The sequence below is a fragment of the Aquabacterium sp. NJ1 genome, from assembly GCF_000768065.1.
Taxonomy (GTDB): domain Bacteria; phylum Pseudomonadota; class Gammaproteobacteria; order Burkholderiales; family Burkholderiaceae_C; genus Aquabacterium.
Window position 1 is genome coordinate 3,345,395 of record NZ_JRKM01000001.1, and the last position, 14,621, is coordinate 3,360,015.

The 14,621-nt window shown below is 63.3% G+C and carries 9 protein-coding genes; 4 read left to right on the forward strand and 5 right to left on the reverse strand.

What is annotated here, in order from left to right; genetic code table 11:
* The first annotated feature begins 383 nt into the window (after nt 1-383).
* Complete coding sequence (gene uvrA, locus JY96_RS14405) at nt 384-3,341, forward strand: excinuclease ABC subunit UvrA (protein WP_081961268.1); 2,958 nt, start codon at nt 384-386, stop codon at nt 3,339-3,341.
* A 21-nt stretch (nt 3,342-3,362) separates the two neighbouring features.
* Here the strand turns inward: uvrA and JY96_RS14410 are convergent, their stop codons facing one another.
* The 5 genes from JY96_RS14410 to JY96_RS14430 all read right to left on the reverse strand — a co-directional run bounded on the left by JY96_RS14410 (nt 3,363) and on the right by JY96_RS14430 (nt 11,557).
* Nucleotides 3,363-4,970 (reverse strand): DUF1501 domain-containing protein, encoded by a 1,608-nt coding sequence (locus JY96_RS14410; protein ID WP_081961269.1) that lies wholly within the window; start codon nt 4,968-4,970, stop codon nt 3,363-3,365.
* A gap of 26 nt (nt 4,971-4,996) precedes the next feature.
* The gene (locus tag JY96_RS14415; RefSeq protein WP_081961270.1) at nt 4,997-6,790 is read right to left on the reverse strand and encodes a DUF1800 family protein; all 1,794 of its coding nucleotides are present in this window, start codon (nt 6,788-6,790) and stop codon (nt 4,997-4,999) included.
* A gap of 194 nt (nt 6,791-6,984) precedes the next feature.
* Nucleotides 6,985-9,729 carry a methionine synthase gene (metH, locus tag JY96_RS14420; protein WP_081961647.1) on the reverse strand — a complete coding sequence of 915 codons (2,745 nt, stop codon included), beginning with the start codon at nt 9,727-9,729 and terminating at the stop codon, nt 6,985-6,987.
* 256 nt (nt 9,730-9,985) lie between these two features.
* Nucleotides 9,986-10,222 (reverse strand): YdcH family protein, encoded by a 237-nt coding sequence (locus JY96_RS14425; RefSeq protein WP_035038459.1) that lies wholly within the window; start codon nt 10,220-10,222, stop codon nt 9,986-9,988.
* 87 nt (nt 10,223-10,309) lie between these two features.
* The gene (locus tag JY96_RS14430; RefSeq protein ID WP_081961271.1) at nt 10,310-11,557 is read right to left on the reverse strand and encodes a patatin-like phospholipase family protein; all 1,248 of its coding nucleotides are present in this window, start codon (nt 11,555-11,557) and stop codon (nt 10,310-10,312) included.
* 177 nt (nt 11,558-11,734) lie between these two features.
* On the opposite strand from JY96_RS14430, the gene recA reads away from it, so the two are divergent.
* The 3 genes from recA to sucC all read left to right on the forward strand — a co-directional run bounded on the left by recA (nt 11,735) and on the right by sucC (nt 14,600).
* Entirely contained in the window at nt 11,735-12,790 is a 1,056-nt protein-coding gene (gene recA / locus JY96_RS14435) for a recombinase RecA (RefSeq protein ID WP_035038462.1), read from the forward strand.
* On the forward strand, nt 12,777-13,265 hold the full coding sequence (recX, locus tag JY96_RS14440; RefSeq protein ID WP_052162544.1) for a recombination regulator RecX: 489 nt from the start codon (nt 12,777-12,779) through the stop codon (nt 13,263-13,265). The genes recA and recX overlap by 14 nt, the downstream gene beginning before the upstream one ends.
* 174 nt (nt 13,266-13,439) lie before the next feature.
* Complete coding sequence (sucC, locus tag JY96_RS14445; protein WP_035038467.1) at nt 13,440-14,600, forward strand: ADP-forming succinate--CoA ligase subunit beta; 1,161 nt, start codon at nt 13,440-13,442, stop codon at nt 14,598-14,600.
* Nucleotides 14,601-14,621 lie beyond the last annotated feature (21 nt).

Sequence of the window (14,621 nt, forward strand, 5' to 3'; positions counted from 1 at the left end):
GCGAGCGCAGCTCGCCCGCATTCTTTCGTGCACCGCGAGACTGTGTCGCGGGATGGTGGTGGTGAGCGCCTGCGAAGCGACCATTCGCGGCGTCCTGGCTTTGTGCATGGGCAGGCTGGTGTTCACGAGGCCAACGGTGCGCGCCTCGGTGGTGCCCCGCGTCAGGAGCGGCGCAGGCGCTCGCCGCCGCCATCCCGTTGAACCACCCCTGCGCATGAAGCCTTGCGCAACTCGCTCGCACTGTTCACCCCAGCGAGCCAGTCAGCGTCCGCCCCTCCGGTAGCGCTGCACATCGAAGCCGACGTATCATGATCGGTTGCTTTTTTGCCGAGGGGTCGACGCTGAGCGGGCCCTGAGGGCACTTTTCTTGCTCCGATCCGCCGATGTCCCGCCCCGATTCCCCAGAAGCTGCCGCCCAGCCCCCCGCGCCTCGCCAACCCGGCGAGCCCGCCCGGCCAACGTCCCCCAAGCCCCGGGGTGAGAACCCCCTGATCCAGATCCGCGGGGCGCGCACCCACAACCTCAAGAACATCGACCTGGACCTGCCCCGCCACCAACTGGTGGTGATCACCGGCTTGTCCGGCTCGGGCAAATCCTCTCTCGCGTTCGACACCCTGTACGCCGAAGGCCAGCGCCGCTATGTTGAGAGCCTGAGCGCCTACGCGCGCCAGTTCCTGCAGCTGATGGACAAGCCCGACGTGGACGTGATCGAGGGCCTGTCGCCCGCGATCTCCATCGAGCAGAAAGCCACCAGCCACAACCCGCGCTCCACCGTGGGCACGGTCACCGAGATCCACGATTACCTGCGCCTGCTGTATGCCCGCGCCGGCACGCCCTTCTGCCCGGACCACCACCAGCCCCTGCAGGCGCAAAGCGTCAGCCAGATGGTGGACATGGTGCTGGCCCTGCCCGAAGACACCAAGCTGATGATCCTGGCGCCCGTGGTGCGCGACCGCAAGGGCGAGCACGCCGAGCTGTTCGCCGACATGCAGGCGCAAGGTTATGTGCGCTTTCGCATCAATGGCCAGATCGTCGAGGCGGCGGACCTCAAGCCCCTGGTCAAGAACGAGAAGCACGACATCGACGTGGTGGTGGACCGCCTCAAAGTGCGCTCGGACATGACGCAGCGCCTGGCCGAAAGCTTCGAGGCCGCCTTGCGCCTGGCCGATGGCCGCGCCCTGGCCTACGAAATGGACACCGGCACCGAGCACCTGTGCTCGGCCAAGTTCGCCTGCCCGGTGTGCAGCTACTCGCTGGCCGAGCTGGAGCCGCGCCTGTTCTCGTTCAACTCGCCGGTGGGCGCCTGCCCCACGTGCGATGGCCTGGGCCACGTGATCGCCTTTGATCCACAACGCGTGGTGGGCTTCCCTTCGCTGAGCCTGGCCAGCGGTGCCATCAAGGGCTGGGACCGCCGCAATCCCTACACCTACAGCCTCATCGAATCGCTGGGCAAACACTACAAGGTGGACATGGAGCAGCCCTTCGAAGAGCTGCCCCCCCACATCCAGCAGGTGGTGCTGTACGGTTCAGGCGACGAAGAGATCGAGTTCGTCTACGAGGCCGAAGGCGCCAACGGCAAGAAGCGCAAGGTCAAGCGTGCGCACCCCTTCGAAGGCATCCTGCACAACTTCGAGCGCCGTTTCAAAGAGACGGATTCGGCCGCCGTGCGCGAAGAGCTGGCCCGCTACCAGCAACCCAAGGCCTGCCCCGATTGCCATGGCACCCGCCTGCGCACCGAGGCCCGCCACGTCAAGCTGCTGGACGCCAACACCGGCGAGACCCGTGCCATCTACGAGATCGGCCATTCGACCCTGGCCGAAGCGCACCAGTATTTCGAACACCTGCATCTGCAGGGCGCCAAGGCCGAGATCGCGGCCAAGGTGGTCAGCGAAATCCGATCACGCCTGCGCTTCCTCAATGATGTGGGCCTGAACTACCTCAGCCTGGACCGCAGTGCCGACACGCTCTCGGGCGGCGAGGCCCAGCGCATCCGCCTGGCATCGCAGATCGGCTCGGGTCTCACGGGCGTGATGTACGTGCTTGACGAACCCAGCATCGGCCTGCACCAGCGCGACAACGACCGCCTCATCGGCACGCTGCAGCACCTGCGCGACCTGGGCAACAGCGTCATCGTGGTCGAGCACGATGAAGACATGATCCGCGCCGCCGACCACGTGGTCGACATGGGGCCGGGTGCCGGTGTGCACGGTGGCAAGGTGCTGGCCCAGGGCAACCCGGCGGACATCATGTCCAACACCAACAGCCTCACCGGCCAATACCTCGCACGTGCCCTGCGCATCGAGGTGCCGGCCAAGCGCCATGCCTTCAAGGAAGACACGCCGCGCCTGCAGGTGGTCAACGCACGTGGCCACAACCTCAAGGGCGTGACCGTGGAGGTGCCCGTGGGCCTGTTCACCTGTGTGACGGGGGTGTCAGGCTCCGGCAAGTCCACCCTGGTCAACGACACCTTGTACGCCGCCGTGGCCAAGAAGCTCTACCAGAGCCATACCGAGCCCGAACCCCATGACGAGATCGAAGGCCTGGAGCTGTTCGACAAGGTCATCAATGTGGACCAGTCGCCCATCGGCCGCACACCGCGCAGCAACCCTGCCACCTACACCGGCCTGTTCACGCCCATTCGCGAGCTGATGGCCGACGTGCCTGCGGCCCGCGAGCGCGGCTATAACGCGGGGCGCTTCTCCTTCAACGTGGCGGGTGGTCGCTGCGAAGCCTGCCAGGGCGATGGTGTGCTCAAGGTCGAGATGCACTTCCTGCCCGATGTCTACGTGCCTTGCGACGTTTGCCACGGCAAACGCTATAACCGCGAGACGCTGGAAGTGCAATACAAAGGCAAGAACATCCACGAGATTCTGGACCTGACCGTCGAGGCCGCGCTGGCGTTCTTCAATGCCGTGCCCTCCATCGCCCGCAAGCTGCAGACGCTGATGGATGTGGGCCTGGGCTACATCCGTCTGGGGCAGGCCGCCACCACGCTGTCAGGCGGCGAAGCACAGCGCGTCAAGCTGGCGCTCGAATTGTCCAAGCGGGATACGGGCCGCACGCTCTACATCCTGGACGAGCCGACCACGGGCCTGCACTTCCACGACATCGCCTTGCTGCTCAAGGTGCTGCATCAACTGCGCGATGCGGGCAATACCATCGTCGTGATCGAGCACAACCTCGACGTCATCAAGACAGCCGACTGGCTGATCGACATGGGCCCCGAAGGCGGATCGGGTGGCGGCACCTTGCTGATCGCGGGCACGCCGGAAGACATCGCGGCACACCCGGCCAGCCACACGGGGCGTTATCTCAAGCCCTTGCTGGCCGAGACAGCCTGATCGTCTACAAGCACCTGGGCATCAGGCCCGCATGAAGCCCAGGTCATAACTCGAGCTGTTGAACTGGCTCAGGTTGGGCAGGATGGCCTGCAAGTTGCTGTCCGACACGCCCATCCACTTGCCCAGTGTGTAGGCGTACTGATCCACCGAGGTGGTGGGGATCAGCACACCGTTCTGGATCTGGTCCGGGCTGCTGAACACCCCGCTGGTATTGGCAGTGCTGTAGGTGGGGAAGGTGCCATACACCTCGGTGCCGATCACCGCGCCACCCATGATCAGTTGGTGCCCGCCCCAGCCGTGGTCCGTGCCATCGCCGTTGCTCGTGAACGTGCGCCCGAACTCGGAGGCCGTGAAGGTGGTGACCTGCGAACGCATGTCACCCGCGGGCATGCCACCCAGCACGCGGTCGAAGTAGGCCAGCGCATGGTCCAGCTGTGCCATGCGCTCGGCATGCTCGCTGATCTGGCTGCTGTGAGTGTCGAACCCCCCCATGTTGACCATGAAGAACTGTCGGTTCATGCCTAGATTGGTGCCGCGATTGGTGTCGATCAGGCGAGCCACCATCTGTAGCTGCACAGCAAGCGGGTTGATTTTGCTCATGCCGCTGACAGGGCTGGTGTACTTGAGCAGCGGATCCAAATAAGCGTCGCCCACGCCACTGGTGCTCCACGGCGCGCTGCCCAATGCAGACAAACTGGAGCCCAGCAGTTCCGCAGCCTGCAAGCCACGCTGCGTGATGTTCTGCATGTCGGCGGCGAACAGGTTGCGTGGCGCTACAACGGGTGTGCCGCTCTGGCTCAACTGACCCATGATGTTGGCGACGCCCTGGTACAGCCTGCTGTTGCTGTAAATGCCCTTCTCGTAGCCGAGTTGCATCACATTGGTAGGGTGACTTTGATAAGGTATCACGTTGCGGCCACTCAGCCATACCGACTGCCCCGCCGGGGTCATGCATGTGAAGGACTTCTTGATCAGCGCAGCCTCGGCGCCTGTGCGACCGGTGGCGTTCCCCGACATGAGCAGATCACCCATCAGCCCGCCCCAGCCCGCCGAGGCACCTTCAGGCCGGAAGGATTGCCAGGTTGATTGCTGGTCGTTATGCGAGAACAGCTTGGTTGGCTTGCTGGCGCGTGCATCGCTCCAATCGGTCTTGGTCGTGGGGCGTGTGAGTGTTCCGACATTGGCCAGTACCGCCATGCGGCCCGCCTGGTAGAGACTTCGCGCTTGTGTCAGGGCTGGGTGCATGGCGAATTGCCTGCCCGTGTGCACGGCGCGGCCGGCATGGGCAATCGGCAGTACGCCGCCGAGCCGGTCAGGGCTCGTGCTGGTCGCACTTGAATTCGGGGCCACACCGGCCTGGGGTAGTGCGATGGGCACGCTGCCATCGGCCGGTTTGCGGGTGTTCTGGTAGTGATTCCAGGACGTGGTGTCTGTGGCCAGCACGGTGTTGAAGGCGTCGTTGCCTCCTGTCAGGAACACGCAGACCAGGGCGCGATAGCCGCCGCTGCCGGTGGATTGGGCAGCTGCCTGGGTGATGGCGCTGAGGTTCAGCGCCATTGGAAGGGCTGTACCTAAGGAGGAAGAGAAGGCGGCTTGGCGCAGGAAGTGACGGCGGCTGACGTTGCTCATAGCGAGAGGAAACCTGATTGACTGACTTATTGCTGGATGACGAAATTTGGTGAAACCGCCACCATCAGGATGGCGGCCTGAATACGTTGGCGTCGTTGCTTGGCCGTGGTTTTAGGCATGGCTGTGACGGAGGCGATCGCCTCGGCCTGCACATCGGCGGGCAGCGTGGTGCCCAACAGCTTGGTTGCCACGGCATTTACCAGTGCAGTGGGGTTATCGACCAACCCATTCCACAAGCTCAGGTCGAACTGCACGTCCCATCGGTTGGTGTGGCTGTTCCACTGCCCCCAACCTAGATCCAGAATGGTTGCGATGGCGTTGGCATAGCCCAGCATCGAGGTCTCGCTGGTGATCTGCATCTCCGGCGCGACCAGCCCGGCATTGGTTAGTTGCGTCTGCGGTGGCTTGTAGCCTGGACGGAAGAAGTTGAAAACCGAGGGCGAGGCCATAGGCGTCTGGCCGAGTTGCGTGCCGGGGTCGCTGGTGTCGTCTGCCAGATAGAAGGGCAGCTTGCCCGCCTGCATGCTGGACTCATACACGTCGCTGGTATGAGGGATCGCTCGCAGCAGATGGGTCAGGCGCAGAACGGGCTCGCGGAGCTTGCCATAGCCGCTGCTCAGCGCTGTGGCCGAAGGGGTGCGCGCCTCGTTGTGCAGCAGGATGGCCTTCACGACCGCGCGCAGGTTGCCGTTGGTGGACCGGAACACATTGGCGATGTCGGCCACATAGGCGTTGCTCGGGTTGCTGGTTACCAGGCGTTGGATCAGTTGCTTGCTGATAAAGGGCGCTGTGTTCGGATGGCTGGCTAGCCGATCCAGCGCAGCCTTCAGGCTGGTTTTTGGGTCTGCAACGGTCTGTGCGGGCACGGTCACCCCCAAAAACTGCTTGACTGAGGTCGAGTGCTCCTGGAAGTAGCTGCTCATCGGCATATAGGAGAAGCTATCCGACTGGCACTCAGTGGTGCGGTAGAAACAGAACCACCATGACTGGTTGCTCATGGCATCAGGGCGATACCAGCTGAATCCGGTGAAGACCTTGGCCAGGCCTTTGATGTCGTCGGCCGTGTAGGTCTCGACAGGGCTACCGTTGACCAGCTTGGGGTTGCCGCTGTCGTCGAGCTCGTACAGGCCGATCGAGAACAACTGCATGATCTCGCGAGCGAAGTTTTCGTCGGGCACGCGGCCGGTAACCGTGTCCTCCTTGCGGTTGCCTTGGTGAGAGAGATACAAGCCCATGGCGGGATGCATGGCCACAGCCTCGAGCAGGTCGCGGTAGTTGGCATCAGCCTTGTCGGTCAGCATGTCCAGGTAGCTGGCGACCATGCGCCCGTTGTCCAGCGTGGCAGTTGACACCACGAAGATCTCCGATAGCGCGAAGGCCACGCGTTGGCGCAACTGAGCGGGGTCTTTGACCGCGTGCGTCCACCAGCTGTAGATCAGGTGGTTCGGGCGCGGGAGCGGCGAAGATTGCAGCGTGACTGCGGCGTCTACCATCTCTCGGTGCGTGCTCTGCAGGTGCATGCCGAACTGCTCGTCGATCCAGTTGTCATAGCCGATGGCCTTGACGCGCGCCACGTCTTCGGCAGTCGGGCCGAACGAGGCCTGGGTCAGAAAGCGGAAGGCATCGGCATCGCTGGTGGGCAGCATGCCTGCACTCAGCGTCATGCTCTGGCGTGGTGCCGAGCTGCTGTCCGTGCTCGCACCGCCGCCACCGCCCCCCCCGCACGCAGCGAGGCTGTAGCTCAGTGCCAGCACCGTGGCCCGCATCAGGTGGCGCCAGCCACCCGACAGTTTGGAACGTGAAGAAACAGTAGCAAGCATGGACGCAGATATCGCAATGACAATCAATGGCCATTGCGCTGCGTCGTGATCTCAATCAGGGCTGATCGAGCGAGAGCGTTGACCCACTGGCAATGAATTTGCCTGTGGGTTATCGGATGATGTGAAGCGATCTTGCGTCGTTTGTAAGGGAACGCAAGGCTGGCATCAAGAAGTCGGGCAAGCCGTGAAATCGATCACAGCAGTGGCGCCAGGGCTTTGGCTGCTTGCTCGTGCGACAGCCCCATGCGCAAGGCCCAGTCCTCCACCTGGTCGCCCGCGATCTTGCCCACATTGAAGTAGGCCGCTTCGGGGTGCGCCATGTAGAAGCCGCTCACGCTGGCCGCCGGCATCATGGCCAGGCTCTCGGTCAGGTGCATGTGGATGTCGTGGGCTTCCAGCACCTTGAACATGTCCCGCTTGACCGTGTGATCCGGGCAGGCCGGGTAGCCCGGCGCCGGGCGGATGCCGCGGTACTGCTCCTTGATCAGGGCCGTGTTGTCCAGCGTTTCACCGGCGGCGTAGCCCCAGAACTCCTTGCGCACGCGCTCGTGCATGCGCTCGGCAAAGGCCTCGGCCAGGCGGTCGGCCAGGGCCTTGAGCATGATGGCCGAGTAGTCGTCCTCATGACCCAGGAACTCGGCTTCTTTCTTCTCGATGTTCAGGCCTGCGGTCACCGCGAACAGGCCGATGTAATCGGGCTTGGCTTCACGTGGCGCGATGAAGTCGGCCAGTGAACGGTTGGGGCGCTTGACGCCGTCCACCACCGGGCGCTCGGTCTGCATGCGCAGCGGGCACCAGCTCATCAGCACCTCGCTGCGCGATTCGTCACGGTAGATCTCGATGTGGTCGTCCTGCACCGTGTTGGCGGGGTACAGCGCGATCACGCCATTGGCCGTGAGCCAGCGTCCATCGACGATCTTCTTGAGCATGGCCTGCGCATCGGCGTACACCTTCTTGGCTTCCTCGCCCACAACGGCGTCATCCAGGATGGCCGGGAAGGGGCCCGCCAGGTCCCAGGTCTGGAAGAAGGGACCCCAGTCGATGTAAGGGGCCAGTTCGCCCAGGTCGTAGTTCTTGAACACCCGGCGGCCGATGAACTTGGGTGCCTCGGGCGTGTAGGTGGCGAAGTCGGCCTGGTGCTTGTTGGCACGCGCCTCGGCCAGCGTCACCATGGGCGTGGCCTTCTTGTTGGCGTGCTGCACGCGCACGCGCTCGTAGTCGGCGTTCAACTCGGCGATGTAGGCTTCCTGGCGCTCCGGGCTCAGCAGCTCCGAGCACACACCCACGGCGCGCGAGGCATCGGGCACATAGACCACGGGGCCGCTGTAGTTGGGGGCGATCTTCACGGCCGTGTGCACGCGCGAGCAGGTGGCGCCACCGATCAGCAGCGGCGTCTTGCGCGAGCGGAAGTACTCGTCGCGCTCCATCTCGGCGGCCACGTACTGCATCTCTTCCAGCGAAGGCGTGATCAGGCCCGACAGGCCGATGATGTCCGCGCCCACTTCCTTGGCCTTGTCGAGGATGTCCTTGCACGGGACCATCACGCCCATGTTGACCACCTCGAAGTTGTTGCACTGCAGGACCACCGTCACGATGTTCTTGCCGATGTCGTGCACATCGCCCTTGACGGTGGCGATCACGATCTTGCCCTTGGCCTTCGCGTCACCGCCGCCTTCGATCAGCAGCTTCTTTTCTTCTTCGATGTAGGGCAGCAGGTGGGCCACGGCCTGCTTCATCACGCGGGCGGACTTCACCACCTGCGGCAGGAACATCTTGCCCGCACCGAACAGGTCGCCCACCGTGTTCATGCCGGCCATCAACGGGCCTTCGATCACGTGCAGCGGGCGGCCGCCACCGGCCTTGATCTGCTGCCAGCACTCTTCCGTGTCGGCGGTGATGAAGTCGGTGATGCCGTGCACGAGGGCATGGCTCAGGCGCGCTTCCACCGTGGCGGGGTGCTCGGCGGTGCCACGCCAGGCCAGCTTGGCGCTGTCGTCCTTGGCTGAACCTTTGACCTGCTCGGCAATGGCCAGCAGGCGCTCGGTCGGTGTCAGGCTGGTGTCTTCGCCATCCTTGAACACCGGTTGGCGGTTGAGCACGATGTCTTCCACCAGTTCGCGCAGGTTGGCGTCCAGGTCGTCGTATACGCCCACCATGCCGGCGTTGACGATGCCCATGTCCATGCCCGCCTGGATGGCGTGGTACAGGAACACGGTGTGGATGGCTTCACGCACCGGCTCGTTGCCGCGGAAGCTGAAGGACACGTTGGACACGCCGCCCGACACCTTGGCGCCCGGAAGGTTCTGTTTGATCCAGCGCGTGGCGTTGATGAAGTCCACGGCGTAGTTGTCGTGCTCTTCAATGCCCGTGGCAATCGCGAAGATGTTCGGGTCGAAGATGATGTCCTCGGGCGGGAAGCCCACCTCGTCCACGAGGGTGCGGTAGGCGCGCTCGCAGATCTCGATCTTGCGGGCATACGTGTCGGCCTGGCCCTGCTCGTCAAAGGCCATGACCACGGCCGCCGCGCCATAACGCTTGACCAGCTTGGCCTGCTCCTTGAAGTTCGCCTCGCCTTCCTTGAGCGAGATCGAGTTGACGATGCCCTTGCCCTGCACGCACTTGAGGCCCGCCTCGATCACGTCCCACTTGGACGAGTCGATCATGATGGGCACGCGCGCGATTTCCGGCTCGCCGGCGATCAGGTTCAGGAAGCGCACCATGGCGGCCTTGCTGTCGAGCATGGCCTCGTCCATGTTGATGTCGATGACCTGGGCGCCGTTTTCAACCTGCTGGCGCGCCACGGACAGCGCGTCTTCAAATCGGCCTTCCAGGATCATCCGGGCAAAGGCCTTCGAGCCCGTCACGTTGGTGCGTTCACCCACGTTCACGAACAGCGTGCCCTGGCCGATGTGCACAGGTTCCAGGCCCGACAGGCGCATGGGCGGCACGTTGGTGGCGAAGGGCAGGGCGCCGGCAGGCGCGGCGGAGGAGGGGCCGGATGGGGCGGAGGTGGGCTCGGTCATGCCCGGCATTTTACGAGGGTGCCAGCCCTCTCTCGCCCCGCAGGTACGCCCTGAATGCGTGGCGCCCCAAAAAGGAAAGGGCGCGGTGCTTGTGACACCGTGCCCCGAGGCGCTGTCGACCTACCCGATCAGGTAGCGTGCAGCGATTGCCTTAAGCGTTGCGGCCTGGTGATCAGGCCTTCAGCAGGTTGTAGAGCTCGTCCTTGAGCGAAACGCGCTGCTGCTTCTTTTGTTCCAGTTCGGTGCTGGAGCCGTGCTCCACGCCGGTTTCGAGTCGAACGATGGCCTTGTCCAGGTCTTCGTATTCACGTTCCAGCTTGGCGAAATGCGTATTCGAGGTCTTCAGCGCGTGGATCTTGTCCTTGAACTCAGGAAAGTCCTTGGCCAGCGGGTGGTGATCTTGAATCATTCGTGGTTCCTCTTCTTGTCGGTCAGTCAGCGTTGATCGCGACAGCCTCATCTTCGGGTTTGCACGAGGCTCACGCCTTGCGGTAGATCAAGCCTTGTGCCCCGGTGCCAGGAAGATCGCATCGATGTCAAAGGTGCTGTGGCGGCCGACGTCGTCACGGTGCGCCGTCAGCCAGTGGCTGGCGGCCTTGTGGCCCAGGTGATGCAGCTCCTGCAGAAACGCCCAATCCGTGTTGAACTTGCTGGACGCGTTGTACGGCAGCATGCCGTGGTCATCGGCCACCATGTGCATGTGCAGGTTCTTGTAGCGTTCAGGGTCGAGCTTTTCGTCCTTGATCAGCTTCTTGACGAAGGAAATGGCCCGCATCTCGCTGATCAGGCTGGCGTTGAAGGTGATCTCGCTGAGCCGGTCGATGATGTCGATGCTGCGTGTGGGGTTGTCGTCGCGGCGCAGCGGGTTGATGCGCACCAGCATGATGTCGCTCAGCTCCGTGTTGTAGATCAGCGGGTAGAGCGCCGGGTTGCCGGTGTAGCCACCGTCCCAATACGGCTCGCCGTCGATCTCCACCGCCTGGAACACAAAGGGCAGGCAGGCAGACGCCATCAAGGCATCCAGCGTCAGCGCTTCGGCCGTGAACACGCGCGCCTGGCCGGTGTGCACCGAGGTGGCTGTCACGAACAACGGGATGCCGCAGTGCTGGCAACCGGTGTGCAGCGCCTCGACATCCACATGCCGGTTCAGCACGTCCTTCAAGGGGTTGAGATTCAGCGGGTTGAACTCATAAGGGCTGAATGAACGCATGAACAGGTTCAGCCACTGATAGGCCGGGAACTGGTCATAGTTGAACTGGTTCTTGAGCAGGCCGTTGGACTGGATGGTCAGCGGCGAAAACAGCGGGCCGTGCTGGCTGACATCGCGCCAGAAATCGTGCAGGGCCTTTTGCGCCTGTTTGCGGGCGGCCGCCTCGTTGCCATCCTGGAACCCCTTGACGTAGCCGCTGAGCAGCACGGCGCCATTGAGGGCGCCTGCACTGGTGCCCGACAGGCCGGCGAAGTCCAGGCCATCGTTGTCCAGCAGGCGGTCGATCACGCCCCAGGTGAAGGCCCCGTGCGAGCCACCGCCTTGCAGCGCCAGGTTGATGCGGGGGCGGCCGACGGGTTTGGTCGGGGCCTTCTGGGCCGCTTTGGGTGCGGGTTTGCTGGCCGCCTTGACGGGTGTTTTGGCTGGTGCGCGGGATGCCTTCTTCGCGACCACCTTGACTTCGGGCTTCTTGGGGGTCTTGCTGGCGCTGGCCGAAGGCGCTTTCTTTCTGCTGGCTGGGGAAGGAGTCTTCATGCGGGCAGTCTAGTCCCAATTGCTGCGCTGCAGCAAAACCGCGTGAAATCGCGGCACGCATCCCTCGCAAGGGTGATCAAAAATTTTTTCAAAGACACTGTACAAACATCCAGGCTTTGCCATAATGGCGCTCACATTCAACAACCCGCATCCACGGAAACAAACGGAGTCACACGCATGGAAGCCACCAGCAAGTCCGCCCTCAGCGCCGAAAAAGCCAAAGCCCTGCAAGCCGCATTGGCCCAGATTGAAAAGCAGTTCGGCAAGGGTTCCATCATGCGCCTGGGTGAAGGCGAAGTCGTGGAAGACATCCAGGTGGTGTCCACCGGCTCCCTGGGTCTGGACATCGCGCTGGGCGTCGGTGGCCTGCCCCGTGGTCGCGTGGTTGAAATCTACGGCCCTGAGTCTTCCGGCAAGACCACCTTGACACTGCAGGTCATCGCCGAAATGCAGAAGCAGGCCGGTGTGTGCGCCTTCATCGACGCCGAACACGCTCTGGATGCCCAGTACGCGCAAAAGCTGGGCGTGAACCTGCAGGACCTGCTGATCTCCCAGCCCGACACCGGCGAACAAGCCCTGGAAATCGTCGACGCGCTGGTGCGTTCCGGCTCCGTGGACCTGATCGTGGTGGACTCGGTCGCCGCCCTGACGCCCAAGGCCGAACTCGAAGGCGAAATGGGTGATGCCCTGCCCGGCCTGCAGGCCCGCCTGATGAGCCAGGCCCTGCGCAAGCTGACGGCCACCATCAAGAAGACCAACTGCATGGTCATCTTCATCAACCAGATCCGCATGAAGATCGGCGTGATGTTCGGCAGCCCCGAAACCACCACCGGCGGTAACGCCCTGAAGTTCTACGCCTCCGTGCGCCTGGACATCCGCCGCATTGGCTCCATCAAGAAGGGCGACGACATCATCGGCAACGAAACCAAGGTCAAGGTCGTCAAGAACAAGGTCTCGCCCCCCTTCAAAACAGCCGAGTTCGACATTCTCTACGGCGAAGGCATCAGCCGCGAGGGCGAAATCATCGACCTGGGCGTGACGGCCAAGGTGGTCGACAAGTCCGGTGCCTGGTACGCCTACAACGGCGAGAAGATCGGCCAGGGCAAGGACAACGCCCGCGAATTCCTGCGCGAGAACCCCGAGCTGGCCCGCGAGATCGAAAACAAGATCCGCGAGTCGCTGGACATCGCCTTGCTGCCACCGGCCGCTGCTGCCGCCGATGCTGGCGAATAAGCAGGATAAAGTCGCCCGCCCGGGCCGCCCCGGGCTCTCTCTCAAAGGGCGGGCGCTGAAATACCTGGCGGCGCGCGAACACTCCCGCGTGGAGCTGACGCGCAAGCTGGCGCCACACGCCGAATCGCCCGAGCAGGTCGATGGCGTGCTCGACGAACTGGAAGCCAAGGGCCTGCTGTCCGCCCAGCGCTTCGCTGACTCGATGCTTCACCGCAAGGCCGCCCGCTACGGTGCGGCCCGCATCCAGGCCGAGCTGGCGCAACACCAGCTCCCGCCCGATATCGCCCGCGAAGCCACCCAGGCCTTGCGCGACACCGAGTTCGAGCGCGCGCACGCGCTTTGGGCGCGTCGCTACGGTGAAATCCCTGAAACGCCCGAAGAAAAGGCGCGCCAGATGCGCTTTCTCGCAGGGCGAGGCTTCTCCGGCGAGGTGATCCGGCGCGTCGTTCGTGGCGAAGGTTTCACACAATCCTGATCTCTGCGCCCGCCTTGTCATCAGGCCTTTTTGTTCTCCGGGCCTGCGGTGCTATGCTGGTTGCTGCACTGCAAACAAGTAACCCTGTGCGCAGCGCGTCCGCCCAGACCTGATCGGTTTTGGCGGCCTTTGTCATGTTCGACAAGAACGCAACACCATCCTGCGAGTTCCCCCATGAAGATTCATGAGTACCAAGGCAAAGAGATCCTGAGCCGATTCGGTGTGCCGGTCCCAAGAGGTATCCCGGCATTTTCTGTAGACGAGGCAGTGGCCGCTGCACAAAAGCTGGGTGGCCCGGTCTGGGTGGTCAAGGCCCAGATCCACGCAGGTGGTCGCGGCAAAGGCGGCGGCGTGAAGGTGGCCAAGTCGCTGGATGACGTCAAGCGTCTGGCAAGCGAGATCCTGGGCATGCAGCTCAAGACCCACCAGACTGGCCCGGAAGGCCAGAAGGTCAACCGTCTGTACATCGAAGACGGTGCTGACATTCAAAAGGAATACTACGTCTCGGTCGTGACCGACCGGGGCACGCAGAAGGTCGCCATCATCGCCTCCAGCGAAGGCGGCATGGACATCGAGGAAGTCGCGCACAGCACGCCTGAGAAGATCATCAAGGTCTTCGTCGACCCGCTCGCCGGCCTGACGGACGCGCAGGCCAAGGAAGTCGCCGACGGCATCGGCATGCCCGCCGACTCCACCGCGCAAACGGTTGACATCCTCAAGAAGCTCTACCAGTGCTACATGGAAACCGATGCCAGCCTGGTGGAAATCAACCCGCTGAACCGCGATTCCAAGGGCAAGGTCATGGCCCTGGACGCGAAGTTCAACTTCGACGCCAACGCGCTGTTCCGCCACCCTGAAATCGTGGCCCTGCGCGACCTGGACGAAGAAGATCCTGCTGAAATCGAAGCCTCGAAGTTCGATCTGGCCTACATCCAGCTCGACGGCAACATCGGCTGCCTGGTGAACGGTGCCGGTCTGGCCATGGCCACGATGGACACCATCAAGCTGTTCGGCGGCGAGCCTGCCAACTTCCTGGACGTCGGCGGTGGCGCGACGGCCGAGAAGGTCACCGAAGCCTTCAAGATCATGCTGAAGAACCCGGATGTCAAGGGCATCCTGGTCAACATCTTCGGCGGCATCATGAAGTGCGACACCATCGCCGATGGCGTCATCACCGCCTGCAAGGCTGTGAACCTGAATGTGCCTCTGGTGGTCCGCATGAAGGGCACCAACGAAGACCTGGGCAAGAAGATGCTGGCCGACTCCGGCCTGCCCATCATCGCCGCAGACTCCATGGCCGAAGCAGCGACCAAGATCGTTGCTGCGGTTGCATGACCCACCCCCGTTGCGCCTGCG

Coding starts and splice junctions, on each gene's coding strand:
- uvrA (WP_081961268.1), top strand. CDS start 384: ATGTCCCGCCCCGATTCCCCAGAAGCTGCCGCCCAGCCCCCCGCGCCT.
- JY96_RS14430 (WP_081961271.1), bottom strand. CDS start 11,557: ATGAAGACTCCTTCCCCAGCCAGCAGAAAGAAAGCGCCTTCGGCCAGC.
- JY96_RS14415 (WP_081961270.1), bottom strand. CDS start 6,790: ATGCTTGCTACTGTTTCTTCACGTTCCAAACTGTCGGGTGGCTGGCGC.
- JY96_RS14425 (WP_035038459.1), bottom strand. CDS start 10,222: ATGATTCAAGATCACCACCCGCTGGCCAAGGACTTTCCTGAGTTCAAG.
- recX (WP_052162544.1), top strand. CDS start 12,777: ATGCTGGCGAATAAGCAGGATAAAGTCGCCCGCCCGGGCCGCCCCGGG.
- recA (WP_035038462.1), top strand. CDS start 11,735: ATGGAAGCCACCAGCAAGTCCGCCCTCAGCGCCGAAAAAGCCAAAGCC.
- JY96_RS14410 (WP_081961269.1), bottom strand. CDS start 4,970: ATGAGCAACGTCAGCCGCCGTCACTTCCTGCGCCAAGCCGCCTTCTCT.
- metH (WP_081961647.1), bottom strand. CDS start 9,729: ATGCGCCTGTCGGGCCTGGAACCTGTGCACATCGGCCAGGGCACGCTG.
- sucC (WP_035038467.1), top strand. CDS start 13,440: ATGAAGATTCATGAGTACCAAGGCAAAGAGATCCTGAGCCGATTCGGT.